Source organism: Microbacterium sp. NPDC003461, assembly GCF_053588335.1.
In genome coordinates this window covers 16,672-42,469 of the sequence record NZ_JBSFPT010000015.1, presented here as the reverse complement: position 1 = coordinate 42,469, position 25,798 = coordinate 16,672, and the positions used below count along the sequence as shown (strand labels likewise).

Annotated in this window: 23 protein-coding genes; 8 read left to right on the top strand and 15 right to left on the bottom strand. The window is 73.4% G+C overall.

The features are described 5' to 3' along the window. Nucleotides 1–28 precede the first annotated feature (28 nt). Genes ACWDR7_RS07850 through ACWDR7_RS07835 form a run of 4 tightly spaced genes read left to right on the top strand, consistent with a single transcriptional unit; the run spans nt 29 to nt 2,647 of the window. Complete coding sequence (locus tag ACWDR7_RS07850) at nt 29–817, top strand: SDR family oxidoreductase (RefSeq protein WP_449854367.1); 789 nt, start codon at nt 29–31, stop codon at nt 815–817. Next, nucleotides 814–1,314, top strand: coding sequence for a phosphoribosyltransferase (locus ACWDR7_RS07845; RefSeq protein WP_449854366.1), 501 nt, complete (start codon nt 814–816; stop codon nt 1,312–1,314). The genes ACWDR7_RS07850 and ACWDR7_RS07845 overlap by 4 nt, the downstream gene beginning before the upstream one ends. A gap of 11 nt (nt 1,315–1,325) precedes the next feature. Continuing rightward, nucleotides 1,326–2,009, top strand: coding sequence for a uracil-DNA glycosylase (locus tag ACWDR7_RS07840; RefSeq protein ID WP_449854365.1), 684 nt, complete (start codon nt 1,326–1,328; stop codon nt 2,007–2,009). A gap of 5 nt (nt 2,010–2,014) precedes the next feature. Then, complete coding sequence (locus tag ACWDR7_RS07835; RefSeq protein ID WP_449854364.1) at nt 2,015–2,647, top strand: N-acetyltransferase family protein; 633 nt, start codon at nt 2,015–2,017, stop codon at nt 2,645–2,647. 104 nt (nt 2,648–2,751) lie between these two features. Here ACWDR7_RS07835 and ACWDR7_RS07830 read toward each other — a convergent pair whose 3' ends face one another. From ACWDR7_RS07830 to ACWDR7_RS07800, 7 genes are all read right to left on the bottom strand, one after another. Continuing rightward, nucleotides 2,752–3,774 (bottom strand): alcohol dehydrogenase catalytic domain-containing protein, encoded by a 1,023-nt coding sequence (locus ACWDR7_RS07830; protein ID WP_449854363.1) that lies wholly within the window; start codon nt 3,772–3,774, stop codon nt 2,752–2,754. A gap of 180 nt (nt 3,775–3,954) precedes the next feature. Next, nucleotides 3,955–4,740, bottom strand: coding sequence for an ABC transporter ATP-binding protein (locus tag ACWDR7_RS07825; RefSeq protein ID WP_449854362.1), 786 nt, complete (start codon nt 4,738–4,740; stop codon nt 3,955–3,957). Then, the gene (locus ACWDR7_RS07820) at nt 4,733–5,608 is read right to left on the bottom strand and encodes an ABC transporter ATP-binding protein (protein ID WP_449854361.1); all 876 of its coding nucleotides are present in this window, start codon (nt 5,606–5,608) and stop codon (nt 4,733–4,735) included. Before ACWDR7_RS07820 ends, ACWDR7_RS07825 begins: the two co-directional genes overlap by 8 nt. Further along, complete coding sequence (locus ACWDR7_RS07815) at nt 5,605–6,477, bottom strand: ABC transporter permease (RefSeq protein WP_449854360.1); 873 nt, start codon at nt 6,475–6,477, stop codon at nt 5,605–5,607. Before ACWDR7_RS07815 ends, ACWDR7_RS07820 begins: the two co-directional genes overlap by 4 nt. Next, the gene (locus tag ACWDR7_RS07810) at nt 6,474–7,427 is read right to left on the bottom strand and encodes an ABC transporter permease (RefSeq protein ID WP_449854359.1); all 954 of its coding nucleotides are present in this window, start codon (nt 7,425–7,427) and stop codon (nt 6,474–6,476) included. Before ACWDR7_RS07810 ends, ACWDR7_RS07815 begins: the two co-directional genes overlap by 4 nt. A gap of 19 nt (nt 7,428–7,446) precedes the next feature. After that, nucleotides 7,447–8,961, bottom strand: coding sequence for an ABC transporter substrate-binding protein (locus tag ACWDR7_RS07805; protein ID WP_449854358.1), 1,515 nt, complete (start codon nt 8,959–8,961; stop codon nt 7,447–7,449). Nucleotides 8,962–8,984: 23 nt separating this feature from the next. Next, nucleotides 8,985–9,908, bottom strand: a complete 924-nt coding sequence (locus ACWDR7_RS07800) for an alpha/beta fold hydrolase (protein ID WP_449854357.1) — start codon at nt 9,906–9,908, stop codon at nt 8,985–8,987. 226 nt (nt 9,909–10,134) lie between these two features. Between ACWDR7_RS07800 and ACWDR7_RS07795 the strand changes: the two genes are divergently transcribed. Continuing rightward, entirely contained in the window at nt 10,135–10,596 is a 462-nt protein-coding gene (locus ACWDR7_RS07795) for a carboxymuconolactone decarboxylase family protein (RefSeq protein WP_449854356.1), read from the top strand. A 6-nt stretch (nt 10,597–10,602) separates the two neighbouring features. Here ACWDR7_RS07795 and ACWDR7_RS07790 read toward each other — a convergent pair whose 3' ends face one another. Further along, nucleotides 10,603–12,015, bottom strand: a complete 1,413-nt coding sequence (locus ACWDR7_RS07790; RefSeq protein WP_449854355.1) for an amino acid permease — start codon at nt 12,013–12,015, stop codon at nt 10,603–10,605. A 73-nt stretch (nt 12,016–12,088) separates the two neighbouring features. Next, nucleotides 12,089–13,543, bottom strand: a complete 1,455-nt coding sequence (locus tag ACWDR7_RS07785; RefSeq protein WP_449854354.1) for a helix-turn-helix domain-containing protein — start codon at nt 13,541–13,543, stop codon at nt 12,089–12,091. Between the two features lie 178 nt (nt 13,544–13,721). Here ACWDR7_RS07785 and ACWDR7_RS07780 point away from each other — a divergent pair, with 178 nt between their 5' ends. Together ACWDR7_RS07780 and ACWDR7_RS07775 are read left to right on the top strand one after the other, a co-directional pair. Further along, entirely contained in the window at nt 13,722–15,506 is a 1,785-nt protein-coding gene (locus ACWDR7_RS07780) for a phosphoenolpyruvate carboxykinase (GTP) (protein ID WP_449854391.1), read from the top strand. Nucleotides 15,507–15,664: 158 nt separating this feature from the next. After that, entirely contained in the window at nt 15,665–16,048 is a 384-nt protein-coding gene (locus tag ACWDR7_RS07775) for a hypothetical protein (RefSeq protein ID WP_449854353.1), read from the top strand. A gap of 21 nt (nt 16,049–16,069) precedes the next feature. Here the strand turns inward: ACWDR7_RS07775 and ACWDR7_RS07770 are convergent, their stop codons facing one another. From ACWDR7_RS07770 to ACWDR7_RS07755, 4 genes are all read right to left on the bottom strand, one after another. Further along, nucleotides 16,070–18,094 (bottom strand): S9 family peptidase, encoded by a 2,025-nt coding sequence (locus tag ACWDR7_RS07770; protein ID WP_449854352.1) that lies wholly within the window; start codon nt 18,092–18,094, stop codon nt 16,070–16,072. A gap of 36 nt (nt 18,095–18,130) precedes the next feature. Further along, on the bottom strand, nt 18,131–19,198 hold the full coding sequence (locus ACWDR7_RS07765; RefSeq protein ID WP_449854351.1) for a winged helix DNA-binding domain-containing protein: 1,068 nt from the start codon (nt 19,196–19,198) through the stop codon (nt 18,131–18,133). A 123-nt stretch (nt 19,199–19,321) separates the two neighbouring features. Beyond that, nucleotides 19,322–21,265 (bottom strand): ABC transporter ATP-binding protein, encoded by a 1,944-nt coding sequence (locus ACWDR7_RS07760; protein ID WP_449854350.1) that lies wholly within the window; start codon nt 21,263–21,265, stop codon nt 19,322–19,324. 4 nt (nt 21,266–21,269) lie between these two features. Beyond that, nucleotides 21,270–21,470 carry an AsnC family protein gene (locus tag ACWDR7_RS07755; protein WP_449854349.1) on the bottom strand — a complete coding sequence of 67 codons (201 nt, stop codon included), beginning with the start codon at nt 21,468–21,470 and terminating at the stop codon, nt 21,270–21,272. A gap of 202 nt (nt 21,471–21,672) precedes the next feature. Between ACWDR7_RS07755 and ACWDR7_RS07750 the strand changes: the two genes are divergently transcribed. Next, nucleotides 21,673–23,073, top strand: coding sequence for a dihydrolipoyl dehydrogenase family protein (locus ACWDR7_RS07750; protein WP_449854348.1), 1,401 nt, complete (start codon nt 21,673–21,675; stop codon nt 23,071–23,073). A gap of 76 nt (nt 23,074–23,149) precedes the next feature. Here the strand turns inward: ACWDR7_RS07750 and ACWDR7_RS07745 are convergent, their stop codons facing one another. Both ACWDR7_RS07745 and ACWDR7_RS07740 read right to left on the bottom strand, forming a co-directional pair. Next, entirely contained in the window at nt 23,150–24,787 is a 1,638-nt protein-coding gene (locus tag ACWDR7_RS07745) for an ABC transporter ATP-binding protein (protein WP_449854347.1), read from the bottom strand. Further along, the gene (locus ACWDR7_RS07740) at nt 24,784–25,797 is read right to left on the bottom strand and encodes an ABC transporter permease (protein WP_449854346.1); all 1,014 of its coding nucleotides are present in this window, start codon (nt 25,795–25,797) and stop codon (nt 24,784–24,786) included. Before ACWDR7_RS07740 ends, ACWDR7_RS07745 begins: the two co-directional genes overlap by 4 nt. Between the last annotated feature and the right edge of the window lies 1 nt (nt 25,798).

Genomic DNA, 25,798 nt, shown 5'->3' with positions numbered 1-25,798 from the left:
GCGCCCGGCGCCGCGATACCGTGGAGGCATGGCGAACAGACGCGCGGTCGTGACCGGGGCGAGCTCGGGGATCGGAGCGGCGACCGTGAGGGCGCTGCGCGACGCGGGATGGGATGTCGTGGGCGTGGCCAGGCGGGCCGATCGCCTCAGGGAGCTGGCGGCCGAGACCGGGGCGGACACCTTCGCCGCGGATCTCACCTCGCAGACCGACGTCGACGCGCTCGCCGCGCACCTCGCGCACACCGGTCCCGTGCACGCGCTCGCGCACGTGGCGGGAGGCGCGAAGGGCACCGATCGCGTGGAGGACGGCGCGGCCGCCGACTGGCTGTGGATGTACGAGGTGAACGCCCTGTCGGCGCAGCGCCTCGTGCAGGCGCTGCTGCCGCAGCTGCGCGGCACCGCCGCGGCCGAGTCGACGCACGCAGACCTGCTGTTCGTCACCTCCACCGCCGCGCAGGTGGCGTACCCGGGAGGCGGCGGCTACAACGCCGCGAAGGCCGCCGAGAGCATGCTCGTGCACGCGCTGCGGCAGGAGCTGAACGGCGAGCCGCTGCGCGTCGTCGAGATCGCGCCCGGCATGGTGCACACCGAGGAGTTCACGCTGAACCGCACGGGCGATCCCGCCGCCGTCGAGGCGCTGTACGCCGACGTCGACGGGCCGCTCGTCGCCGAGGACGTCGCCGACGTCATCGCCTACGCGCTGAACGCCCCCGGCCACGTCAACCTCGACCTCGTCACGATGCGCCCCGTCGCGCAGGCCGCGCAGCACATGCTGCATCGCGGGCCGCTCGCGCCGCGCGAGGAGCCCGGCGCATGACGGCGCCGCGCGAGGTGCTCACCTGGCAGGGCTTCGGCGATGCCACGCGCGAGCTGTCGCGGCGGATCGTGGCCGACGGGTTCGTGCCCGAGGTCGTCGTCGCGATCGCGCGCGGCGGGCTGCTGCCGGCGGGCGCGCTCGCGTATGGCCTGGGCGTGAAGAACTGCGGCGCCATCAACATGGAGTTCTACACGGGCATCGGCACGGTTCTCGACGCCCCCGAGGTGCTGCCGCCCGCGCTCGACATGGACTACCTCGACGGCCGGCGCGTGCTGCTCGTCGACGACGTCGCCGACTCGGGGCGCACGCTGCGGATGGCGGTGGATCTGCTCGCCGCGAAGGGCGCGGACGTGCGCTCGGCGACCATCTACACGAAGCCGTCCACGATCATCCAGCCGGACTACGCGTGGCGCGACACGGATCGGTGGATCGACTTCCCCTGGTCGGCCGCCGGCTCGGTGGTCGAGGAGGACGCCGGCCTGGCCCCGTCGGCGTGAGCATGCCGGGCATGACGCTGCCGCAGCTGGCGGAGGCGGGGCTGATCGACGCGGGCTGGGCCGACGCCCTTGCGCCCGTGGCGGGCGAGATCGCCGCGCTCGGCGACCGGCTGCGTGCGGAGGTCGCCGCCGGCCGGCCGTACCTGCCGGCGGGGGAGCACGTGCTGCGGGCGTTCCAGCGGCCGCTCGCCGACGTGCGGGTGCTCGTCGTCGGCCAGGATCCGTACCCCACGCCCGGCCATCCCATCGGCCTGTCGTTCGCCGTCGAGCGCCACGTGCGCCCGCTGCCGCGCAGCCTCGCCAACATCTACCGCGAGCTGCACGACGACCTCGGCATCCCGCCGGCCGCGCACGGCGATCTGTCGGCCTGGGCGGACCAGGGCGTGATGCTGCTCAACCGCGTGCTCACGGTGCGGCCCGGCGCGCCGGCCTCACACCAGGGCTGGGGCTGGGAGCGCGTGACGGAGCACGCGATCCGCACGCTCGCGGCGCGCGGCGGCCCGCTCGTGGCGGTCCTGTGGGGGAACCAGGCACGCTCGCTCGCGCCGCTGCTGGGCGACGTGCCGCGCGTGGAGTCGGCGCACCCCTCGCCGCTCTCGGCGAACCGCGGCTTCTTCGGCTCCCGCCCGTTCTCGCGCGTCGACGCGCTGCTGCGGGCACAGGGCGCCGGCCCGGTGGACTGGCGCGTAATCTGATGCCCATGCTCGATGAGTCGTACGAGAGGCGCCGCCGGCGGCACCTGCGCAGCCGTCAGGTGAGCGAGGAGCGCCCGTTCTCGTACGAGATCCGACCGGCGAGGCTCGAGGACATCCCGGACATCCGCGAGATCTACAACTACTACGTCATGAACTCGGTCGTGACCTTCGACGAGAAGCGGTGGACCCACACGCAGTGGGTCGAGAAGTTCGAGCATCTCCAGAGGCTCGGCCTGCCGTTCCTCGTCGCCGTCTCTCCGTCGGGGCAGGTGCTCGGGTACGCGCTCGTCTCGCCGTGGGCCGGCAAGTCGGCGTTCCGCTACACCGTGGAGAACTCCGTCTACCTCGGCCAGGCCGCCACGGGGAAGGGTCTCGGCCGCGCGCTGCTGGAGGCGCTCATCGAGGCGTGCGAGGAGATCGGGCTGCACCAGCTCGTCGCCGTCATCAGCGACAAGGGCGCCGAGGCATCCATCGCGCTGCACCAGAAGCTCGGCTTCGTCGAGGTGGGGCGGATGGGGCGCGTCGGCTTCAAGTTCGGCCGCTGGCTCGGCACCGTATACCTGCAGAAGCAGCTCAAGCCCCGCAAGAAGCCCGGCGTGCTCTCCCGCATCTTCGGGAGGGGCGAGCAGTCTTCCTGACCGCGGGGTTGCACCACTCGGTCGCACCCATCGGTTGCTGAACGGAGCGGCCGGAGGCCGCGGAGATGAAGCGACCACCGCAAGCCGCGCCGCGGCCCCGGGCGTCAGCGGCGGGGCTGGACGGAGGCGCGCGGGGCGATCGGGGCCGGCTGCGTGAGCAGGGTCGGCAGGTACGACATCGGCACGGCGGGCGAGACGAGCTGCTCCCACGGCCAGCGGTCGCGGGCCTCGGCGAGATAGGCGACGGCCTCGGCCAGGTGCCGCGGCTCCGAGCCGAGCACGCCGGCGACCGAGAGCCGGCGGTCGACGAGGCGCTCGGTGTCGAGCGCGAGCGGATCGGCGGCGGCACGGGACCCGACGAGCGCGAGACGGCCGCCGATCGCGAGCGCGTCGAACGCGGGCGCCGGCGGCATCCGGAACACGAGCGCGATGTCGACGTCGGGCAGCGGGGCGCCGGGCGCGACGGCCTCCGTCGCGCCGAACGCCCGGACCATGGCGCGGCGCGAGGCATCGCGGTCGACGGCCACCACGGTGGACGCGCCCCGGTCGGTGGCGACGGCCGCCGCCGTGAGGCCGAGCATGCCGGCGCCGCCGACGAGCACCCGCGCGCCGCGCAGCGGTCCGACGGCGTCGAGCGCGGCCATGACGGTGGCGGCGGCGCAGCCGGCCGACGACGCGACGGCGTCGCACAGCACCTCCGGCACGCGGGCCACCGTCGCGCCACGGGGCAGCAGCACGTGCGCGGCGAACGAGCCCGACAGCGGCCACGACCCGTCGATCGGCTCCTCGCCGAACCGGCGCAGCATGCGGCAGGCCGCGGTGCGGCCCCCACGGCAGCGGTCGCATCGGCCGCACGCGACCGTCGGCCCCCACACGACCCTGTCCTTCACGGCGGCGGGGGCGCCGGGCCCGGCGGCGACGACGCGGCCGACGCCCTCGTGCCCGAGGACCCGCGAGGGGCCGGACGCGGCGGGCGCGCGATCCGCGGCGCACACGGTGGCGAGATCGACGGCCACGAGCAGCTCGCCCTGACCCGGCTGGGGCAGGGCGATGCGCTCGACCGACACGCTTCCGCCGCGCAGCACGGCGGCGGTCGTGGTGCCCGTGGTCACCTCGCGTACGCTCACGCCGCCACCTCCCCCTGCTGCCCGACTCGAACGGTCTCCCTAGGGTCGCCCGCGCTCCGGAACGCGCCCGGTATGTCGGGTGAACGGCAGGTGAATTGCACGGATCGGATTACCGACGGCCCGATCCGGCGCCGCGCCGGCGCCCCGATCCGCGTCCGCCGGAGCGTCGATCCGGCCGCGTCAGATGGTGGGGATCGAGGCGAGCAGGCGCCGCGTGTACTCCTCGCGTGGGCGGCGCAGCACCTCGGAGGTCGGGCCGGATTCGACCACGGCCCCTCCCTTCATGACCACCACGGTGTCGCACAGGTTCTGCACCACGCCGATGTCGTGCGAGACCATGACGAGCGTCAGGCCCTCGCGCTCGCGCAGCCCCCGCAGCAGCTCGAGGATCTGCGCGCGCACGGTCACGTCGAGGGCCGAGAGCGGCTCGTCGCCGAACAGCACCAGGGGTCGATGCGCGATCGCCCGCGCGAGGGCGATGCGCTGGCGCTGCCCGCCCGAGAACTCGTGCGGGTGCCGATCCGCCATGTCGGGATCGAGGCCCACGTCGGCGAGCACCTCGCGCACCCTCGCGCGGTGGTCTCCGTCCACGCCGAGCGCCCACAGCGGCTCGTCCACGATCCGGCCCACGCTCATGCGGGGATCGAGGGACGCGTACGGATCCTGGAAGACGACGCCGGTCATGCGGCGCAGCCAGTGCAGCGAGCGCGCCGACGCGCGGGCGTCCACGGCGCGCCCGTCGACCTCGACGGTGCCCGAGGTAGGCCGGTCGAGCCCGAGCAGCAGCCGCACGAGCGTCGACTTGCCCGACCCGGACTCGCCGATGACGCCGACGGCCTCGCCGCGCGCGATGTCGAGGTCGGTCGGCTGCAGCGCCGTCGTGACCCGTCGCGGCGAGAACGCCCTCGCGCGCGGCGCCGCGTACGCGCGCCCGAGCCCCCGCGCCCGGATCAGCACATCACTCATCCGCCGCTCCCTCATCCGGCGAGACAGCATCCTGGCGCCGAGACAGCGGACGCTGCACGCTGTCTCGGCGCGCGGTTGCTGTCTCGCTGCCCTCGCCGCGCCACAGGGTCGCGGTCGCGTCGCGGAGCAGGCCCTGCGTCACGGGGTGCGCCGGGTCCGTGAGCAGGCGCGGCACGGGCCCGCGCTCGACGACTCGGCCGCGCTCGAGCACGATGCCCTCCGCGGCGACCTGCGAGAGCACGGCGAGGTCGTGGGTGATGAACAGCAGCGACATGCCCGCGTCGTCGACCAGCCCCAGCAGCAGCTCGAGGATCTCGGCCTGGATCGTCACGTCGAGGGCGGTCGTGGGCTCGTCGGCGATGAGCAGGCGCGGTCCGCACGCCAGCGCCATCGCGATGGCCACGCGCTGCCGCTGCCCGCCCGAGAGCTGGTGCGGGTAGCGGTTCACGATCGCCTCGGGGTCGGGCAGGCGCACGCGCGCCGCCTCGGCCACGGCGATCCGCCGCGCCTCCGCCCGCGAGACGCCGCGGTGGATGCGCACGGCCTCGGCGATCTGCCGGCCCACGGTCCGGATGGGGTTCAGCGCCTTCTGCGGCTCCTGGAACACCATCGCCAGCTCGTCGCCGCGCAGCGCCGCCAGCCGCCGCTCGGGCATGCCGAGCAGCTCCGTCCCGTCCCAGCGGATCGATCCGGTCGCCGTGGCGCCGTCGGGCAGCAGGCCCAGGATGGCCAGGGCGGTGAGCGACTTGCCCGAGCCGGACTCGCCGATCAGCCCGGCGCGCGATCCGTCCGACACCTCGAACGAGACGCCGTCGACCACGCGCCGGCCGTCGATCTCGATCGCGAGATCGCGCACCTCGAGGCTCACGCGACCACCCCCGGCGTCGTGTGCGGGATGCGCCGGCGGTCGCCGTGGCGCAGCGTCGGATCGGTCGCCTCGCGCAGGGCATCGCCCAGCAGGTTGAGCGCGAGCACGGTGAGGGTGATCGCCAGGCCCGGCCACACGACGGAGGTGGGGTGGATCGCGATGTAGCGCTGCAGCTCGCTCAGCAGCAGGCCCCACGACGGCTCGGTGACGGTGGCGCCGAAGCCGAGGTACGACAGCCCGGCCTCGGCGAGCACCGCCACGGCCATGCCCCACGACAGCTGCACGATGAAGATCGGCGCGACGTTGGGCAGCAGGTGCCGCGTGAGGTTCTGCCACGGGGTGAGCCCGGCGGCGCGGCCGGCGAGCACGAAGTCGCTGCGCTGCACGCGGCGCAGCTCGGGGCGCGTGACGCGGGCGATGTTGACGCCGAAGCCGATGCCCACCGCCCACACGACCACCCACAGCGATCCGCCCCACACCGAGGAGATCATCATCGCGATGAGCAGCACGGGGAAGGCGATGAGGATGTCGATGAGCACCGCGACGGCCTCGCGCGTCCAGCGCGGGGTGAGGGCGCCGAGCACGGCGAGCACCATGCCGAACAGCGTCGCCACGAGCGCGGCGCCGACCGCCACGAAGATGGTCGTGCGGGCGCCGACCATGAGCAGGCTCAGGATGTCGCGGCCGGTGTTGTCGGTGCCGAGCAGGTGCGGCCAGCTCGGGCCGGCCCAGCGGGCGGCCGTGTCGACCGCGCGCGGATCGAAGGGCGTCCACAGCAGCGACACGAGCGCCGTCGCGGCGATCACCGCCACGACGACGAGCCCGAAGCGGCCCGTGCCCGAGCGCCACAGTCGCGCGAGCGTGGTCATCCGGCCTCCCTCTGCCGCGGATCGACGGCATGATGCAGCAGGTCGACGAGGAAGCCGACGGCGAGCACGAAGCCCGTGAGCACGAGCAGCTCGCCCTGCACCTTCTCGAGGTCGCGCGCTCCCACGTCGGTCACGAGCATGCGGCCGATGCCCGGCAGGTTGAACACCTGCTCGATCACGACGGCGCCCACGATGATCCCCGCCACCTGCACGCCCAGCACCGTGACGACCGACAGCCCGACGCTCGGCAGCCCGTGCCGCAGCAGCGCCTGCGTGCGCGTCAGTCCCTTCGCGGCGGCGGTGCGGACGAAATCCTCGCCGAGAGCCTGCAGCGTGGCGCTGCGCACGAACCGCAGCAGCACGGCCCCCTCCACGACGCCGATCGTGAGAGCGGGCAGGAGGAGCGCGCGCAGCGCCTCCCACGGCGTGGACCAGCCGGTGCGGGTGGGGAAGCCCTGCGCGGGCAGCCAGCCGAGCCCCACGGCGAAGACGACGACGAGCATCATGCCGGCCCACACCACGGGCACGGCGGCCAGCCCCTGCGCCACCACGCTGATCGCGGTGCCCGAGGCGCGGCCGCGCCGCAGCGCCGAGAGCACGCCGAAGGGCACGGCCACGAGCAGCGCGATGAGCATGGCGAGCAGACCGAGGGGCACGGTCACCTCGGCCTTGCGCGCGAGCTCGGGGGCCACGGGCGCGCCCGTGAGGAAGGACGATCCCAGATCCCCGCGCAGCACGCCGCCGATCCAGTCGGCGTACTGCGCGAGCAGCGGGCGGTCGAGCCCCAGCTGGGTGCGGATCCGCGCCGCCTGCTCGGGCGTGCCGTTCGTGCCGGAGATGAGCTGCGCGACGTCGCCGGGCAGCACGCGCAGGGTGAGGAAGATGATCGCGCTCGCCACGACGAGGCCCACCGCGAGCAGCAGCAGCCTTGTGAGCGCGTAGCGGATCACCCGTCCTCCCCGGTGCGGATCAGCCGGCGAACGTCACGCCCGCCAGCGGCAGGCGGGTGCTCGTGGCGTCGGCGGGGAAGCCCTCGACGCCCGGGGCGACGGCGACGATGTCGGCGCGCGTGTAGAGCCAGTCGGCGGGGTGGTGCTCGGCGACGATCCGCGCGGCCTCGGCGAGCAGCTGCGCCGACGCGTCCGGGTCGGTCTCGCGCATCGCGTCGGCGTAGAGCCCCTGCACCTGCGCGAGCACCTCCTCGTCCGAGATGGCGTAGTAGTAGTCGGGGTCGGCCCACGTCTCGAAGTCGCGCGGCTCGACGTGGTTGACGTAGCTGAGCTCGTAGTCCTGGTTCGTGTACACGTCGTTCAGCCACGTCGAGAACTCGACCGGCTCGACGCGGAGGTTCACCCCGATGTCGTCGAACGCGCCCACCAGCAGCGTCGACACGGTGGTGCCGTACACGTTGGGGATCGTCAGCTCCAGCTCGAGGCCATCCGCTCCCGCCTCGGCCAGCAGCTCGCGGGCGCGCTCGGGGTCGTACGAGACGACGTCCGAGAGATCCTCGTAGCCGGGGTCGAGCTCGGGGATCGGGCCGAACTGCGGGATGCCGGCGCCGACGGTCTCGATGATCGCCTGGTGGTCGATCGCCATGCGCAGCGCCTCGCGCACCCGGATGTCGTCGAGCGGCGGCGCGGCGTCGTTGAAGGCGAGGATGAACTTGTCGGTCGTCAGTCCCTCGCTCACCTCGAACGAGCCCTCCAGCTCCGGCACGAACTCCGGATCGACGGCCGTGATCGCGTCGAGGGACCCGTCGAGCCCGGCGTTGACGAGTGCCGTGGCGTCGGGGATGTACTGCAGCACGACCTCGGCGACGCCCGCGGGCTCGCCCCAGTACGCGTCGTTGCGCGCGAGGGTGAGGTGGTCGCCGTCGACCCACTCGGCGACCGTGAACGGGCCGGTGCCGTTGGCGGCCGTGCGCAGGTCGGTCTCGTCGCCCTCGTCGAACACGAGCCCGGCGCGCCCGCCCAGCGCGAAGAGGAAGTTCTGATTCGGCTCGGCGAGCGTGACGACGACGGTCGAGTCGTCCGGCGCCTCGATCGAGGCGACGTTCGCGAACACCGCGTGGTCGACGTACGACTCGTCGGCGCGCACCGCCTCGAGCGAGGCGACGACGTCCGAGGTCGTCAGCGCGCCGCCGCCGTGGAACCTCACGCGCTCGGCGATCGTGAAGGTGTAGGTGAGGCCGTCGGGGGACACCTCGTACTCGGTGGCGAGGCGCGGCACGACCTCCCCCTCGGGCGTGCGGCTGACGAGGCCCTCGTACACGTTGTCGATGAGCGCCTGCTCCAGCGCCGCCCCCGAGGTGCGGCGGATGTCGAGGTTGTCGGGCTCCAGGATGAGCCCGACCCGCAGCGCGGCGTCCGGGTCGGCGGGCGCCGGCGACGGGTCGCCCGCCGAGCACGAGGCGAGTGCGAGCGCCGCGGCGAGCGCGGAGGCGACGGCGGCGGCGCGGACGCCGCGGCGAACGGGAAGCGACATGGGGGTCCTTTCGGGCGAGCGCGTCAGGCGACGCTCTCGGGTGCGGGGGAGGAGAGGGGGGAGCGGATGAGGGCGGCCAGCTCGACGGGGGCGACCTCCTGCACGTTGTGCGGGGCCTCGAGCTCGACGACGTCGGCGTGCGGCAGGCGCGAGCGGAACGTGTCGAGCGCGGCCGCGGAGACGAAGCCGCGCGTGCCGCGGACGAGGGTGAGAGGCGCGCGCACCGCCTCGAGGTCGGCCCAGCGCTCGCCGTCGTCGTCGCGCGCGGCGGGTGCGAGGGCGGAGGCGGCGATGCGGGCGAAGTGGTGCTTCCACTCGACGGTGCCGTCGGGCAGCACGCGCGAGTTCAGCACGACGCCGCGGCGGGCCTGCTCGCGCCCGCCGCCCAGGCCGAAGGCGACGACGTGGTCGAGCAGCTCCTCGCGCGAGGCGAACGAGAGCCGCTCGTAGAAGCGGCGCAGCTCGGCCGGGCCGGACTCGTCGATTCCGGGGGTGATGTCGACGAGCACGACGGCGCGCACGAGATCGGGCCGCGCGGCGGCGACCGCCGCGGCGGTGGCGCCGCCGAGCGACTGGCCGACGAGCACGACAGGCGCCTCGGCCCACTCCTCGATGCCGCGGATGACGTCGGGCGCGAGCACGCGCGGGGCGTAGGCCGCGTCGTCGCGCCACGACGAGTCGCCGTGGCCGGGCAGGTCGATCGCGAGGGTCGGCTCGCCGAGGGCCAGGGCCGTGGCGTCCCACGTGTGCGCGTTGAGGCCGGCGCCGTGCAGCAGCACGACCGCGGGCGCGCCCTCGCCGAGCGCGACGGCGCTGAGCGAGCGGCCGTCCGGCAGGCTCAGCGCGAGCCGGCGGGCGGGCGGCACCTCGGTGCCCAGATCGGCCGCCTGCGGCGCCAGGAACGAGAACTCGTCGATGTCGTCGTGGCGCGGGCTGTCAGAGCTCACAGCGGATCCCTTCGTGGCTGGCCGTGAATCGCTCCATTGTGAGGCCACCGCGCGCCCGCGTGGAAATCGCGGATCAAAGTGCCACGTAATGGTCCTGTCTATCTGTGCGAAGTGATCCCAAACAGCCTAGAAGGCTGTGCGAAGTGATTTCGGAGCGTGCGGCGCCGTGCGGGCGGTACTGTCGTCGCAGGCGGTCGGACCAGGCCGCGCAACCGAGGGAGGATCGATGGCCGAGAAGCGCGTGCACCTGTCGAAGGCGGCGCCCGAGGCGTACCAGGCGCTCGACGCCTTCGCCGACACGGCGGCCCGGATCGCGCGCGAGAACGGCGTGGACGAGCGGATGAAGGAGCTGGTGCTGCTGCACTGCTCGCAGCTGAACGGCTGCGCGTACTGCTCGCGCGTGCACGCCGACCGCGCCGCGAAGGCGGGCATCTCGTACGACGACCTCGCGCAGCTGCCCGTATGGCGCGAGTCCGGCGTGTTCTCCGAGCGCGAGCGCGCGGCGCTCGAGCTGGCCGAGGCGCTCACCTTCATCCACCGCGGCGGCATCTCGGACGACGTCTACCACCGCGTGGGCGGCGTGCTCAGCGAGCCCGAGTACGTGGGCGTGTGCTGGCTCGCCGTGGAGATCAACGCGTTCAACCGCATCGTCATCGCCGGGCGCTACCCGGTGCCGCCCCGCGGCTGAACCCCGTCAGCGCGTCTCGAGGCCGTGCGGCTCCGGCGCGCGCGTCTCCAGCTCGGGGCGGACGCGGCCCTTCGGCCCCACGAGGACCGCGTAGGCGATCGACAGCAGCGCGATCCAGATCGCGCCCACGACGAGGGCCGTGCGGCCCGACTCTGTGAAGGCCAGGATCACGACGACGAACGCCATGAACGCCAGCGCGACGAGGTTCGTCCACGGCCACAGCGGCATCGCGAAGCCCGCGCTCGGCGCGCCGTCGCGGGTCATCTCGCGGCGCATGCCATGGTGGGCGAGCAGGATCGAGGCCCACGTCAGCACCGTCGCGAACGTCGCGATCGAGGCGACGACGAGGAACAGCTGGTCGGGGATCAGCAGGTAGGCGCCCAGGCCCAGCACGGCGCACCCGGCGACGATCGCGACCGGCACGATCGGCACGCCCGAGCGCGACAGCCGCGTGAAGACCTTCGGCGCGTGATGCTGCTCGGCGAGGCCGTACATCGTGCGGCTCGCGGCGTAGGTGATGGAGTTCATCGCCGAGAGGGCGGCCGTGAGGACGACGAAGTTGAGGATGTGCGCCGCCGCCGGCACGCCGAGCGTGGCGAAGACCTGCACGAACGGCGACTCGCCGGAGCCGATCTCGGTCCACGGGATGAGCATGAGGATCACCGCGAGCGTCGCGACGTAGAACAGCAGGATGCGCACCGGCACCGTGTTCACGGCCTTCGGGATCGAGCGGGCGGGATCCGCCGTCTCGCCGGCCGTCATGCCGAGCGTCTCGATCCCGCCGAACGAGAACACGACGATGCCGAGGCTCATGACGATGCCCCACACGCCGAACGGCGCGAAGCCGCCCAGGTGGTCGAAGAGGTTGTGGGGCCCCGGCTCGAAGCCGCCCAGGCTCACGCCGAACACGATGAGGCCGAGACCGCCCACGATGAGCGCGACGATCGTGACGATCTTGATGAGCGTGAACCAGAACTCCAGCTCGCCGAACACCTTCACGCGCAGCAGGTTGAGCCCGCAGATCAGCGCGATGGCCGCCACCATCCAGACCCAGCCGGGGGTGTCCGGGTACCACATGCCCATGTAGCCGGCCGCGGCGGTCATGTCGGCGACGGCGACGACGATCATCTCGAACGTGAACGTCCAGCCCGTGAGGAAGCCCAGGAACGGGCTCACGTAGCGGCTCGTGTACTGGGTGAACGAGCCCGCCACGGGGTGGCGCACGGCCATCTCGCCGAGGGCGCGCATCACGGCGAACGCCGCGCACCCCGCGATGAGGTAGGCGATCAGGACGGCGGGGCCGGCGGCCTGGATCGTCTCGGCCGAGCCGTAGAACAGGCCCGTGCCGATCGCGGTGCCGAGGGCGATGAAGCGGATGTGGCGCAGCGACAGGCTGCGACCGAGGCGATCAGAAGACACGGGTCTCGACGTTAGGCGATGCGCCCGACAGTCCGGTGTGCGACGCGGCCCGGGGCACGCAAGGGCGGGCCCGTCAGCTCTCGGCGTGGCGCTCGAGGAACTCGAACACCGTGCTGTCGTCGACACCCGGGAAGGTGCCGCGGGGCAGCGGGGTGAAGATGTGGGTGTGCACGCGGGCGCTCGGCCACGCCTTGCCCCGCCACCGATCGGCGAGCTCGCTCGGGGCGCGCCGGCAGCAGGCCTCGTCGGGGCACGTCGACGTCGCGCGGTTCTGCGTCTCGCGCCCGCGCCACCACCGCGCGTCGTCGAAGCGCACGCCCACCGTGATCGAGAAGTCGCCGTCGTCGCGCGATCCCGTCTGAGTCGCGCACCAGTACGTGCCGGCGGGGGTGTCGGTGTACTGGTGGTGCTCGGTCGTGCGGTTCTGCTGCTCGAATGCGTCGCGCGCCGAGAACTTGCGGCACACGATCTGGCCCTCGATCGATCCCGTCACGTCCTCGGGCAGCGGCAGGCCGTCGTTCTCGTACACGCGCTCGATCTGCCCGGCCGATCCGACGCGCAGGAAGTGCAGCGGCATGTCGAAGTGCGTCGTCATGAGGTTGGTCATGCGCATCGCGGCGGCCTCGTGCGTCACACCGAACGCGTCGCGCAGGTCCTCGACGGCGAGGTTGCGGTCCTTCTTCGCCTGGCTCAGGAAGGCGACCGCCGCCGTCTCGGGCACGAGGCAGCACGACGCGTAGTAGTTGATCTCGAGGCGCTGCTGCAGGAAGTCGGCGTAGTCGGTGGGCGGCCGGTGGCCGAGCAGGCGGTGCGCCATGGCCTGCAGCGCCATGGAGCGCAGGCCGTGGCCGCCGGGGATCGACGCGGGCGGCAGGTAGATGCGGCCGTTCTCGAGGTCGGTGATCGACCGGGTGGCGGAGGGCAGGTCGTTGACATAGAGCAGCTCGAAGCCCAGCTGCTCGGCCATGATGCTCACGGTGCGGTGGCTGAGCGCCCCGCCCGTGTGGCCGGCCGCGGCCAGCTGCTTCTCGGCGAGCTTCTCGATCTCGGGCAGGTAGTTGCTCCGCTCGCGCATGCGCAGCCGCAGCTCGGTGTTGGCACGCCGGGCCTCCTCCGGCGTGGCGATCGCCTCGCGCTCGCGGCGCTGCAGCTCGCGGTGCAGTCCGAGGATCGACTCGATCGTCTCGTCGCTGATCGACTTCGTCACGCGCACGGGCGGGATGCCCAGCTGCCGGAACACGGGGCTCGACTGGGCGCGCTCCAGCTCCAGCTCCAGCGCGGCCCGCCGGTTGGGCGGCCCGCCCGAGATGAGATCGGTCACCGTCGTGCCCGTCGCCTCGGCGATGGCCTGCAGCAGCGAGAGCTTGGGCTCGCGCTTGCCGTTCTCGATGAGGCTGAGCTGGCTGCCCGCCACCCCCACGGTGGCGCCCAGCTCGTCGAGCGTGAGGTGCTGCTGCGTGCGGTAGTGCCGGATGCGGTGCCCGAGCGTGCGCAGCTCGAGTCCCTTCGAATCGGACGCCGAGGTCATTCCTTGAGCATATCTAAAGATCCGCGATTCTTTCGTGCGAATCGGACCGAAAGGGCGGGGAAGGGATGCCCATGCTGGAGACATCCCCGCCCATTCAGCGAAGGAGCTCACGGTGACGATCGACACGCACCCCGCCCCCACGGCCGCGGCCACCGCCCCGGCCGTCGAGGGACGCGGCATGGCCGAGCTGCTCGCCTGGGTCGACGAGATCGCCGCCCTCACGCGGCCGGATCGCATCCACTGGGTCTCCGGCTCGCCCCGCGAGCACGAGGAGCTGCTGGCCGAGATGGTCGAGGCCGGCACGCTGCTGCGGCTGAACGACGCCAGGCGGCCGAACTCCTACCTGGCACGCTCCGATCCGGACGACGTCGCGCGGCTCGAGTCGCGCACCTTCGTCTGCTCCGAGCGGCGGGACGACGCCGGGCCCACGAACAACTGGATGGCGCCCGACGCGATGCGCGCGACCCTGAACCCGCTCTTCGAGGGCTCGATGCGCGGGCGCACGATGTACGTCGTGCCGTTCTCGATGGGCAAGGTCGGCGGCCCGATCTCGCAGCTCGGCGTGCAGCTGACCGACAGCCCGTACGCGGTGGCGTCGATCGAGATCATGACGCGCGTGGGCGATGAGGTCGTCGAGCTCATCGCGGGCGGCGAGCCGTTCGTCCGCACCGTGCACAGCGTCGGCGCGCCGCTCATCGGCGGCGCGGACGACGTGGCCTGGCCCTCGAACCCCGAGAAGTACATCGTGCACTTCCCCGACGCGCTCGAGGTGTGGTCGTTCGGATCGGGATACGGCGGGAACGCGATCCTCGCGAAGAAGTGCTACGCGCTGCGCATCGCCTCGGTGCTGGGGCGGGAGCAGGGCTGGATGGCCGAGCACATGCTGCTCATCCGCGTGATCGATCCGGAGGGGCGCGCCTTCCACGTGGCGGGGGCGTTCCCCTCGGCATGCGGCAAGACGAATCTCGCCATGCTGCGCCCGACCCTCCCCGGGTGGCGGGTCGAGACGCTCGGCGACGACATCACGTGGATCCGCCCCGGCGACGACGGCCGGCTGTGGGCGATCAACCCCGAGGCCGGGTTCTTCGGCGTCGCGCCCGGCACCGGCGCGTCGACGAACGTCACGGCCGTCGAGACGCTGCGACGCGACGTCATCTTCACCAACGTGGCCCTCACCGACGACGGCGACGTGTGGTGGGAGGGGCTCACGGACGAGCCGCCCGCACACCTGATCGACTGGCGCGGCGAGGACTGGACGCCGGATTCTGGGCGGCCCGCCGCGCATCCCAACGCGCGGTTCACCGTCTCGGCCGCGCAGGCGCCGTCGATCGCGCCCGACTGGGAGGAGGCCGTGCCGCTCGACGTCATCCTCTTCGGCGGGCGCCGCGCGACGAATGTGCCGCTCGTGGTGGAGGCCTTCGACTGGGAGCACGGCGTGTTCCTGGGATCGACGATCTCGTCGGAGCGTACGGCGGCCGCCGAGGGCACGGTGGGCGAGCTGCGCCGCGATCCGTTCGCCATGATGCCGTTCTGCGGCTACAACATGGCCGACTACTTCGCGCACTGGATCGAGATGGGCGGGCGGGTGGCATCGCCGCCGGCCGTCTTCCAGGTGAACTGGTTCCGCAAGGGCGCCGACGGGCGCCTGCTGTGGCCCGGGTTCGGCGACAACGCGCGCGTGATCGAGTGGATCATCCGGCGCCTGACGGGCGAGACCGGGGCCGTGGACTCGCCGATCGGGCGACTGCCCGAGGCGGGCGCGCTGAACCTCGAGGGGGTCGACGTCGCGACCGCCGACCTCGACGAGCTGTTCGCCGTCGATCCCGACTCCTGGCTGGCCGAGGCCGACCTGACCGAGGCGTTCTTCGACACGTTCGGCGATCGTGTGCCGGCCGCGCTGCGCGCGCAGCTGGCCGCGCTGCGCGAGCGTCTGAAAGCCGCGAAGGCCTGGACCGCACGCTAGGTCCTTCGCCCGCGCGCTCCGGACCGCACGCCGGGGCCCGCACACACAGCGGCCCGCCCCTTTCCGATCCGAGGGGCGGGCCGCTTCCTTCCTGCTGCGCCGGACCCCTGCGCCGCGAGACAGCGGGCGCGCGCGACGAGGCGAATACCATGACCGGCATGACGTCGCAGACTCCGAACGGCGCCCCGCCCCCGGGCTTCTACCCGTACGCCGACGTCCAGGCGCAGCTGCGCTGGTGGAACGGGTACGCGTGGGAGGACAGGTGGCAGCAGGTGCCCGAGCCGGGCAAGCGGTTCACGTGGGGCACGGGCAACGGCACGGCGCAGGTGGTCGGAGGCAGCATCATCGCCGGGTTCCTGGGCCTGCTGCTGATCGTCGGGCTCTTCAGCCTGGCGGCGGTCGAGGACGGCATCGACCTGCTCATCGCGCTTCTGTGGATCATCAGCCCGCTGCTCATGATGGTCGCGGCCGCCGCGGTCATCTACAACGGACGCGTCGCGATCCGGCGCCAGCGCGACCGGGAGCGCGTCGGCTCCCGCTGATCCCCGGCGGAGCGTCGCGGATCAGCCCAGCAGCTCGGGGTGCGACGGCTCCTCGCCGAGCACGTGCTGGGCGAGGAACGCGAAGACCGTCTCGTACCAGACCTTCGCGTGCTGCGGGGTGAGGACCCAGTGGTTCTCGTTCGGGAAGTACAGGAACCGGTGCGGCATCTCGCCCTCGGGCGTGGCGTGGTGCAGGTACAGGTCGCTCCACAGGCGCAGGCCCTCGCCGATCGGCACGCGGTAGTCCTTGTCGCCGTGGATGACGAGCATCGGCGTGCGGATGTCCTCGACGAAACGGTGCGGGGAGTTCTCGACGAGGCCCTCGGGCGTGAAGGTCGACAGCCAGTAGGTGGGCATGTCGGTGGTGCCGCTGAACTGGTCGAGCGCCCACAGGCTCGCGTGCGTCACGATCGCGCGGAAGCGGTCGGTGTGGCCCGCGACCCAGTTGGCCATGTAGCCGCCGAACGATCCGCCCATCGCCGCCGTGCGCGTCTCGTCGATGTCGGGGCGGGCCTCGACGGCGTCGGTGATCGCCATGAGGTCGGTGTAGGGCTTGCCACCCCACGCGTTCCAGCCGCGGGCGATGAAGTCCCGGCCGTAGCCGGTGGACAGGGCGGGATCGGGCAGCAGCACGGCATAGCCCCGAGCGACCATCAGCTGCGGCGTCCACCTCCAGCTCCACGCGTTCCAGCTGTTCAGCGGCCCGCCGTGGATCCACAGCAGCAGGGGTGCGGGCGCCGTCGCGCCGGCGGGCTTCAGCAGCCAGCCGCGCACGCGCGCGCCGTCCTCGGCGGTGGTCTCGACCTCCTCCATCGTCGCGTTGGGGGCCGGGATCGGCGCGGGCGTCGGCAGCGGGGTCACGGATCCGTCCGCCGCGATGCGCACGGGGTGCGGCGGTTCGATCCAGTTCGAGCGCAGCGCCGTGATCGTGCCGTCGTCGGCGACGTCGACCGAGGAGTACGCGTAGTCGTCGTTCGTGAGCCGGGTGGGGGCCGATCCGTCCAGCGGGATGCGGAAGACGGGGCCGCGGCCGTCGTGGTCGGCCGTCGCGATGAGCGCGGCGTCGTCGGCGGCGAAGCGGAACGACGACGGCCAGCGGTCCCACTCGGGGGCGAGGCGGACCGGGTCGGATCCGTCGATCCCGGCGATCCACAGCTCGGAGTCGGACGGGGCCTCCGGCGTCGCGAGAGCGGCGCGGAGGTAGGCGAGGCGGGTGCCGTCGCGGCTGACGATGGGGCTCTCGTACTCGAAGCCCGGCTCGGTGAGGACGGTCGTGCGCTCTCCGGTGGCGACGTCGATCGCGACGAGGTCGCTCGTGAAGGCGCGGTCCTCGATGCGGCGGAGGGCGGTGATGAGGGTGCGGCCGTCGGGCGTGATCGACTGCCCGGCGTTCTCGAGCGTGCGGCCGGGCTTCGGCGTGAGGTCGCGCAGGGTGGGACGCGGGCTCTGGCCGGCGGCGGGCGCCGCGGTCAGCTCGCCGTCGACGGCGAGCAGGTGCGGCTCGGCCGGCCCGAGGTCGTGGTCCCAGAAGCGCACGGGCAGCGACGCGTGCAGGATCGCCTGCACCTTCAGGTCCTTGCGCTTCTTGCGCAGCGCGGCCTCGGCCTCCAGCCCCTCCGCGCCAGGCAGCAGCCCCGCGGAGAGGATCACGGTGCCGGCCTCGTGCGCGACGGCGGCGATCTGCCCGACCCCGCCGGCCAGCGACGTGAGCGCGCGGGCCTCCCCGCCCTCGCGCGGCAGCAGCCACAGCTGCGGCTTGTCCTCCGGGGCGTCCTCGTCCTCGGCGTCGGGTCGCGCGGAGGTGAACAGCAGGTCGCCGGAGGGCAGGAACGCCGCGCCGGCCTCGCCCTTGGCCGAGCGCGTCAGCCGAACGGGCGCGCCCGCGGCGCTCACGGGGACGCGCCAGATCGCGCGCTCCCACGCGGTGCGGTCGGCGCTCAGCGTGGCGACGGTGGCGGCGGCCCACGTGCCGTCGGGGGAGAGGGCGAGGGCCTCCACGCGGGGCAGGGCGATGAACTGGTCGAGGTCGTCGTACGGCGCGGTCATGGCTCCACCGTATCGGCGGCGTGTGACGGCCCGGCGTCAGCCGCGCAGGGCCGCCATCGCACGATCGAGCGCGACGCGGATCGCGTCCTCGGGCGCCGGGCGCATCAGCTCGAACGCGGGCTCGACGGTCGCGCGCTCCGCCGGCGGCGGGGGCTTCCAGAGCGCGACGACCTCGCCCTCGTGCAGCAGCAGCGCGCGGACCATGCCGTTCTTGCCGGGCCCCGCGGCCGCCATGACGTCGAACGACGCCACGCGTGAGCGGTCGGCGTAGGCGATGTAGTACTCCTCGAACGTCGGCAGCGCGTGCGTCGCGGCGGCGCCCGGGGCGCGCCGCGGGGCGGCGGCCGAGGCGAAGAGCATCTCGCCGCCGACCGCGATCGTGGCGAGGCGATCGGCCGCGGCCGCCGCGGCCCGGCGCGCGTCGCCCTTGGTGAGCCCGGCCCACCACGCGAAGTCCTCGGGGCTCGCGGGCCCGTGGCCCTCGATGTACCGCACGAACAGCTCGGCGAGCGGATCGTCCGGGGCGTCGTGCTGGCCGATCCACTCGTCGACGAGCACGATCCGCTGCTCGCGGGGCTCGAATCCGTCGCGCCGGACCGTGGGGCCCCAGCAGATGAGGCCGCGCAGCGCGATGTGGAACAGCAGGTGGTAGCCGCGCCCCTCGGTGGTGGGGATGCCGGCGGCCTCCCAGAGCGCGAGCGCCTCGGCGCGGGTGAGCGCGCCGCCGCCGCGCAGGGCGCCGACGAGCGCGTCGGTGGCGCGGGCGATGGTGCCGTCGTCGAGGCCGAGCTGGGCGCGCCGGGTCGCGCTCTGGGCGAGCGTGCGCGCGGCCGTGACCGACAGCACCCAGCGCAGGTCGCCCGCGGGGATGGTGTGCAGCGTGCCGCGCTGCGTCCACGCCCGCACGAGGTCGCCCCGGTCGTACGCCGCGTCGACCTGCGACGCCCGGCCGCCGCGGGAGCGCGCGGCGAGGGCGAGGCGCCCGCTCCAGTAGTCCTGCGACTGCACGCACAGCAGGTGCCGGGCGGCGTCGGTCACCGTGCGCGCCGGGGCGGTGAGCCGGTGGTGGCGCAACCGCAGCGCCCGCAGCCTCGCGAGGTCCATGCGCCCATCCTGCCGGTGGGGTCGGACACTGCGACAGATTCCTGTGGTCGCACCTCTCGGTTGCTGAACGGAGCGGCCGGAGGCCGCGGAGATGAAGCGACCAGCGCGAGCCGCCCGCGAGCCTCACACGAGCAGCTGGTGCTTGGCGAGGTCGCGGTACAGCGGGGTGGACTCGACGAGCTCGCTGTGGGTGCCCTGCCCGACGACGCGGCCCTTGTCGAGCACGACGATCCGGTCGCTGTCGACGACCGTCGACAGGCGGTGCGCGATGACGAGCAGCGTGCGGCCCTCCGCGACCGCGTCGATCGCCTCGCGCATACGCTGCTCGTTGACGCCGTCGAGCGACGACGTCGACTCGTCCAGCAGCAGGATCGGCGGCGCGGCCAGCAGCGCGCGGGCGATCGCGAGGCGCTGGCGCTCGCCCCCCGAGAGCATCACGCCGTCCTCGCCGACGGGGGTGTCGATGCCCGCGGGGGAGCGGTCGATGACGTCGCCGAGGTTCACCTGCCGCAGCACGCGCTCGCACTCCTCATCGCCGGCATCGGGCGAGGCGAGACGCAGGTTGTCGGCGATCGTGCCGGCGAGCGTGGGGGCGTCCTGCTCCACGTAGCCGAAGCGGGCGCGCAGCTCGTCGCGCGGCAGGTCGCGGATGTCGGCGCCGCCGATCCGGATCGTGCCCTCGGTGGGGTCGTAGAAGCGCTCGATGAGCGCGAGGATCGTCGACTTCCCGGCGCCCGAGGGGCCGACGAGGGCGACGCGCGTGCCGACGGGCACCTCGAACGAGACGCCGCGCAGCACCTCGCGCGGCTCGTCGCCCGCGGTGATCGACTCCGTATCGAGATGCGCCTCGGCTGCGAGGCTCAGCGCCTCCTTCTCGGCCTCGGTGCGCGCCGCGACCGCGGCCTCGGGGTAGCGGAACCGCACGTCCTCGAACGCGATCGCCGGGGCATCACTGCACAACGAAGGAGATCCGGCCGCGGCCGGGCCCGATTCGGGCCCTGCCATGCGCGGGGCCCCGCCGTCTTCCTTCGTTGTGCCGGAGGGCGCCCGGTCGCCGTCGGACTCGAGGGGCAGGTCCAGCACCTCCTGGATGCGGCCGAGCGCGCCGAGCGCCTGGCCGACCGAGGTCATGGCCCCGAAGAACGACGCGAGCGGCATGACCATGAGGAACAGGAACATCACGAACGTGACGAGACTCGCGATCGAGATCGCGCCCGAGGCCACGCGGAAGCCGCCCACGCCCAGCACGACGAGCATCGAGGCCTGCATCGCGACGCTCGCGACGGGCACCACGAGGGCCGAGGCCTTCGCGACCTTCACCCCCGCCCCGTATGCCGCCTCGGCCATACGCGCCACCGACGCCTTCTCGCGCTCTGTCGCGCCCGCCGCCCGCACGGTGCGGATCGCGCCGATCGCCCGCTCGACGCCCGAGGTCAGCTCGCCCACCCGCTCCTGCTGCTCGGCCGTGGCGCTGCGGATGCGCCCGCTGAGCGACGCGACGAGCGCCACGGCGACGACGAGGACGCCGATGATCGACAGCAGCAGGATCGGATCGATGAAGATCATCGCGACGAGCGCGCCGATGAACAGCAGCGCGTTGCCGACGCTGTCGGCCAGGCCCTGCGTGAGCACGGCGTAGAGCATCGTGGTGTCGGTGCCCACGCGCGAGACGAGGTCGCCCGTGCGCCGCGCGTCGAACTCGCTGATGGGCAGGTGCAGGATGTGCGCGATGAGGCGCCGGCGGCTGGAGAACACGATGGCCGTGCCCGTGCGCTGCAGCAGGTAATGCTGGTAGGCGCCCACCGCCGAGGCCACGATGACGAGCCCGACGAGCAGCCAGACGATGCCGCCCAGCGCCTCGCCGATCTGCACGCGTTCGATGACCCGGCCGATGAGCAGCGGCTGCACGAGGGTGAACACCGCCTCGATGACGCTGAGCACCGCGACGACGATCAGCACCGCCTTGTGCTCGAAGAGGAACGGCAGCAGCTGGCGGAAGGTGGCACGCGGCCCCTCCTGGGGCTGCGGGCGGCGGAACGGGGAGCGGCGGGGCGCGTCGGTGCTCACGGATCTACTTTCGTCCGTACTTCTTGTGAGCCGCCTGCTTGCTCACGCCGAGTGCCATGGCGATCGCCTCCCACGAGTAGCCGCTCACGCGGGCGCGGCGCACGAGCGCCTCCTCCTCGCGGCTCAGCGCGCGGCGGCGCTCGGCGAGGCGCCGCAGGGCGGCGATCGGCTGATCCGGATCCTCGGACGTGGCGGTGACGGGCATGGCGTCAACCGTAGTTGACGTGCCCCGGTGCGTCAACAACCGTTGACGCACTGCACGACGAAGGAGGAGTCGGGTGTCCTCGGCGGATTCGGCGGCGTGTCGGGCCGCGGCGGGGCCGGATCTCCTTCGTTGTGCAGCCCGGCGGGAGGAGAGGGGGCGTGGGCGTTGTGCGCAAAGCGTGCGGACCCGTAGCGTCGGCGGCATGGAGACGCGCGAGGTGGACGTGGTGGTGATCGGCGCCGGCCCTGTCGGCGAGAACGTGGCGGATCGGACGGCGCGGGCGGGCCTCGAGACCGTCATCGTCGAGGCGGAGCTCGTCGGCGGGGAGTGCTCGTACTGGGCGTGCATGCCGTCGAAGGCGCTGCTGCGTCCCGGCGCCGCGTTGCGCGCCGCCCAGGCGGTGGCCGGCGTGACCGGCGGAGGACTCGACGCCGGGGCGATCCTCGCCAGGCGCGACGAGTTCGCCGCGCACTGGCACGACGAGGGACAGGTCGAGTGGCTCGCCTCGGCCGGGATCGAGTTGATCCGCGGGCGGGGCCGGATCGTGGGCGAGCGGATCGTGCGCGTCGAGACCAGCACCGGCGAGGTCGAGCTGCGCGCGCGACACGCGGTCGTCGTGGCGGCGGGATCGGACGCGCGCATTCCGGACACACCCGGCCTGCGCGAGGCGCGGCCCTGGACGAGCCGCCAGGCCACCGCCGTGCGCACCCCGCCCGCGCGCCTCGCCGTGATCGGCGGCGGTGTCGTGGCGGTCGAGGCGGCCACCTTCCTGCACGACCTCGGCAGCGCGGTGACGATCCTCTCGCGCGGGCCGCTGCTGCGCGGCATGGAGCCGTTCGCGGGCGAGGCCGTGCGCGACGCGCTGCGCGAGCGCGGCGTCGACGTGCGCGAGGGCGCGCCGGTCGCGTCGGTCGAGCGCGCCGGGGAGGTGCGGATCGCGCTCGAGGGCGGCGGCGTCGTGACGGCCGACGAGGTGCTCGTGGCCACGGGGCGCGCGCCGCGCACGGGCGACCTGGGGCTCGAGACCGTCGGGCTCGAGCCGGGTGCGCCCGTCGAGGTCGACGACACGCTGCGCTCGCCGCAACTGCCGTGGCTGTATGCGACGGGCGACGCCAACGGGCGCGCGCTGCTGACCCACCAGGGCAAGTACCAGGCGCGGGCCGCGGGCGAGGCGATCGTCGCCAGGGCGCGCGGCGAGCGGGTGGATGACGCGCGCTGGGGCCGGCACGCCGCCTCGGCGGATCACGCGGCCGTGCCGCAGGTGGTCTTCACCGATCCGGAGATCGCGTCGGTGGGGATCACGGCGGCGCAGGCCGAGGAGCGCGGCCTGCCGCACCGCGTGATCGACTACGACCTCGCGAGCGTCGCGGGCGCCGGACTGCTCGCCGACGGCTACGCGGGGCGCGTGCGCGCCGTCGTCGACGAGGAGCGGCGCGTGCTCGTGGGGCTGACGCTCGTGGGCGCCGGCGCGGGCGAGATGCTGCACGCCGCGACGATCGCCGTGGTGGGAGAGGTGCCGCTCGAGCGGCTCTGGCACGCCGTGCCGTCGTACCCCACCGTCAGCGAGTTCTGGCTGCGGCTGCTGGAGGAGTACGGGCTGTAGCGGGCGCGCTGCTCCGTTCGGCGACCCGTTCGGTTCCTGAACGGAGCGGCGCAGCCGCGGAGATGAAGGGACCGGATCAGGCCAGCGACGCGCGGCGCGCGGCCTGCTCCACGGGATCCGGAACGGGCAGCGAGGCGATCAGGCGGCGGGTGTAGTCGTCCTTCGGGGCGCCGAGCACCTGCGCCGTCGGGCCCTGCTCGGCGATCTCGCCGTGGTGCAGCACCGCCACGCGGTGCGCGAGCAGGTCGACGACGGCGAGGTCGTGCGTGATGAACAGGCACGCGAAGCCGAACCGCTCCTGCAGCTCCTGGAACAGCTCGAGCACGCGCGCCTGCACCGACACGTCGAGCGCCGAGGTCGGCTCGTCGGCGATGAGCAGCTGCGGGTTGAGCGCGAGGGAGCGCGCGAGGCTCGCGCGCTGGCGCTGGCCGCCCGACAGCTCGTGCGGGAAGCGATCCCCGAACTCCTTGGGCAGCTGCACGGCCTCGAGCAGCTCGTCCACGCGGTCGCGCGCGTCGGCGGGCGAGCCGGCCTCGCCGTGCACGACGAGCGGCTCGGCGATGGCGTCGGCGACCGTGAGCATCGGGTTGAAGCTCGAGGCCGGGTCCTGGAACACGAAGCCGAGCTCGCGGCGCGACCGGCGGAACTGCCGCTCGCGCATGCCGTTCATCTCGGTGCCGAGCACGCGCAGCGAGCCGCCGGTCACGGGCGCGAGGCCCGCCATGGCGCGGCCGATGGTCGTCTTGCCCGATCCCGATTCGCCCACGAGGCCCAGCACCTCGCCGGGGCGGATCGTGAAGTCGACGCCCTTGACGGCCCGGAACGGCTTCTGCCCGAAGCGGCCGGGGTACTCGATCTCGAGCCCCTTCGCCTCGACGACCGGCGCCGCCTCGGGGTCGCCGTCGTACGCGCGGTCGGCCACCTCCAGGCGCGGCACGGCGGCGAGCAGGCGCTGCGTGTACTCGTGCTGCGGGGCGGCGAACAGCTCGCGCACGGGCGCCGTCTCGACGATGTCGCCGCGGTACATCACGGCCACGCGGTCGGCGAGGTCGGCCACCACGCCCATGTTGTGGGTGATGAGCACGATGGCGGTGCCGAACTCCGTGCGCGCGCGGCGCAGCAGGTCGAGGATCTCGGCCTGCACCGTCACGTCGAGCGCCGTCGTCGGCTCGTCGGCGATGATCACCGACGGCTCGAGCGCGAGCGCCTGCGCGATGACGATGCGCTGCTTCTGGCCGCCCGAGAACTGGTGCGGGTAGTGGTCCACGCGGGTCTCGGGATCCGGGATGCCCACGCGGCCGAGGATGTCGATCGCCCGGCGGCGGGCCTCCTTCTTCGACACCTCGCCGTGCGCGCGCAGGCCCTCGGCGATCTGCCAGCCCACGGGGTAGACCGGGTTGAGCGCCGTCATGGGCTCCTGGAAGATCATCGCCGCGTCGGGACCGCGCAGCGCGCGCATCCGCTCGGGCGAGAGGCCGACCACGTCGGTGCCGTTCAGGACGACGGCGCCGCCCAGGCGTGCCGTCTCGGGCAGCAGGCCGAGGATCGAGCGGGCCGTGACGGTCTTGCCCGATCCGGACTCGCCGACGATCGCGAGCACCTCGCCGGGATTCACGTCGAGCGAGATGCCCTTGACGGCGGGCACGTCGCCGCCGTCGGTGGCGAAGGTGATGGTCAGGTCGCGGATCTGCACCGCGGGGGCTGCGTCGGTCATTCGACCTCACCGATCTCGTTGCGGGCGACGGGGGTGGTGGCGGCGACGGCGTCGGCCGGGGTGGCCGCGGCGGCGCGCCGGCGGGTGCGCAGGCGCGGATCGGCGAGGTCGTTCAGCGACTCGCCGACGAGCGTGATGCCCATCACGACCAGCACGATCGCGACGCCGGGGAACACGGCGGTCCACCAGCGGCCGGCGGTGACGTCCTCGATCGCGCGGTTGAGGTCGTAGCCCCACTCGGCGGCGGCGCTCGGCTCGATGCCGAAGCCCAGGAAGCCGAGGCCCGCGAGCGTGAGGATCGCCTCGGACGCGTTCAGCGTGAACACGAGCGGCAGCGTGCGGGTGGCGTTGCGGAACACGTGCCGCGACATCACGCGCCACGTCGACGCGCCCATCACCTGGGCGGCCTCGACGAACGCCTCCGACTTGATGCGCACCGTCTCGGCGCGGATCACGCGGAAGTACTGCGGGATGAACACGACGGTGATCGAGATGGCGGTGGCGAAGATGCCGCCCCACAGATCCGACCGGCCGCCCGAGATGATGATCGCGCTCACGATGGCCAGCAGCAGCGAGGGGAAGGCGTACACGGCGTCGGCGATCACCACGAGCACGCGGTCGACCCAGCCGCCGATGTAGCCGGAGACGAGGCCGAGCAGCACGCCCAGCAGCATCGACATGAGCACCGAGATGACGATCACGAGCAGCGCCGTGCGGGCGCCCCACAGCACGCGCGAGAACACGTCGTAGCCCGCGATCGTCGTGCCCCAGATGTGCTCGGCGCTGGGCGCCTGGCGGGGCCGGAAGGTCTCGCCGGCCGCGTCGCGGAGCTGGTTGAACTCGTAGGGCGCGATGAGCGGAGCGAAGATCGCCGTCAGCAGGAACACCGCGCAGATGACGAGGCCCGCGGTGAGCATGCCGCGCTGCAGCCCGACGGACTGGCGGAACTGGTGGACGATCGGCAGCCGCGTCCACAGGGGCGGACGGCGCCGGCTTGCGGTCTTCGGCACG

Bases quoted from the DNA above. Each gene is read 5' to 3' on its own strand.
- ACWDR7_RS07850 (WP_449854367.1), top strand. From the start codon at position 29: ATGGCGAACAGACGCGCGGTCGTGACCGGGGCGAGCTCGGGGATCGGA.
- ACWDR7_RS07845 (WP_449854366.1), top strand. From the start codon at position 814: ATGACGGCGCCGCGCGAGGTGCTCACCTGGCAGGGCTTCGGCGATGCC.
- ACWDR7_RS07840 (WP_449854365.1), top strand. From the start codon at position 1,326: ATGACGCTGCCGCAGCTGGCGGAGGCGGGGCTGATCGACGCGGGCTGG.
- ACWDR7_RS07835 (WP_449854364.1), top strand. From the start codon at position 2,015: ATGCTCGATGAGTCGTACGAGAGGCGCCGCCGGCGGCACCTGCGCAGC.
- ACWDR7_RS07825 (WP_449854362.1), bottom strand. From the start codon at position 4,740: ATGAGTGATGTGCTGATCCGGGCGCGGGGGCTCGGGCGCGCGTACGCG.
- ACWDR7_RS07815 (WP_449854360.1), bottom strand. From the start codon at position 6,477: ATGACCACGCTCGCGCGACTGTGGCGCTCGGGCACGGGCCGCTTCGGG.
- ACWDR7_RS07805 (WP_449854358.1), bottom strand. From the start codon at position 8,961: ATGTCGCTTCCCGTTCGCCGCGGCGTCCGCGCCGCCGCCGTCGCCTCC.
- ACWDR7_RS07795 (WP_449854356.1), top strand. From the start codon at position 10,135: ATGGCCGAGAAGCGCGTGCACCTGTCGAAGGCGGCGCCCGAGGCGTAC.
- ACWDR7_RS07785 (WP_449854354.1), bottom strand. From the start codon at position 13,543: ATGACCTCGGCGTCCGATTCGAAGGGACTCGAGCTGCGCACGCTCGGG.
- ACWDR7_RS07780 (WP_449854391.1), top strand. From the start codon at position 13,722: ATGGCCGAGCTGCTCGCCTGGGTCGACGAGATCGCCGCCCTCACGCGG.
- ACWDR7_RS07775 (WP_449854353.1), top strand. From the start codon at position 15,665: ATGACGTCGCAGACTCCGAACGGCGCCCCGCCCCCGGGCTTCTACCCG.
- ACWDR7_RS07770 (WP_449854352.1), bottom strand. From the start codon at position 18,094: ATGACCGCGCCGTACGACGACCTCGACCAGTTCATCGCCCTGCCCCGC.
- ACWDR7_RS07765 (WP_449854351.1), bottom strand. From the start codon at position 19,198: ATGGACCTCGCGAGGCTGCGGGCGCTGCGGTTGCGCCACCACCGGCTC.
- ACWDR7_RS07755 (WP_449854349.1), bottom strand. From the start codon at position 21,470: ATGCCCGTCACCGCCACGTCCGAGGATCCGGATCAGCCGATCGCCGCC.
- ACWDR7_RS07750 (WP_449854348.1), top strand. From the start codon at position 21,673: ATGGAGACGCGCGAGGTGGACGTGGTGGTGATCGGCGCCGGCCCTGTC.
- ACWDR7_RS07745 (WP_449854347.1), bottom strand. From the start codon at position 24,787: ATGACCGACGCAGCCCCCGCGGTGCAGATCCGCGACCTGACCATCACC.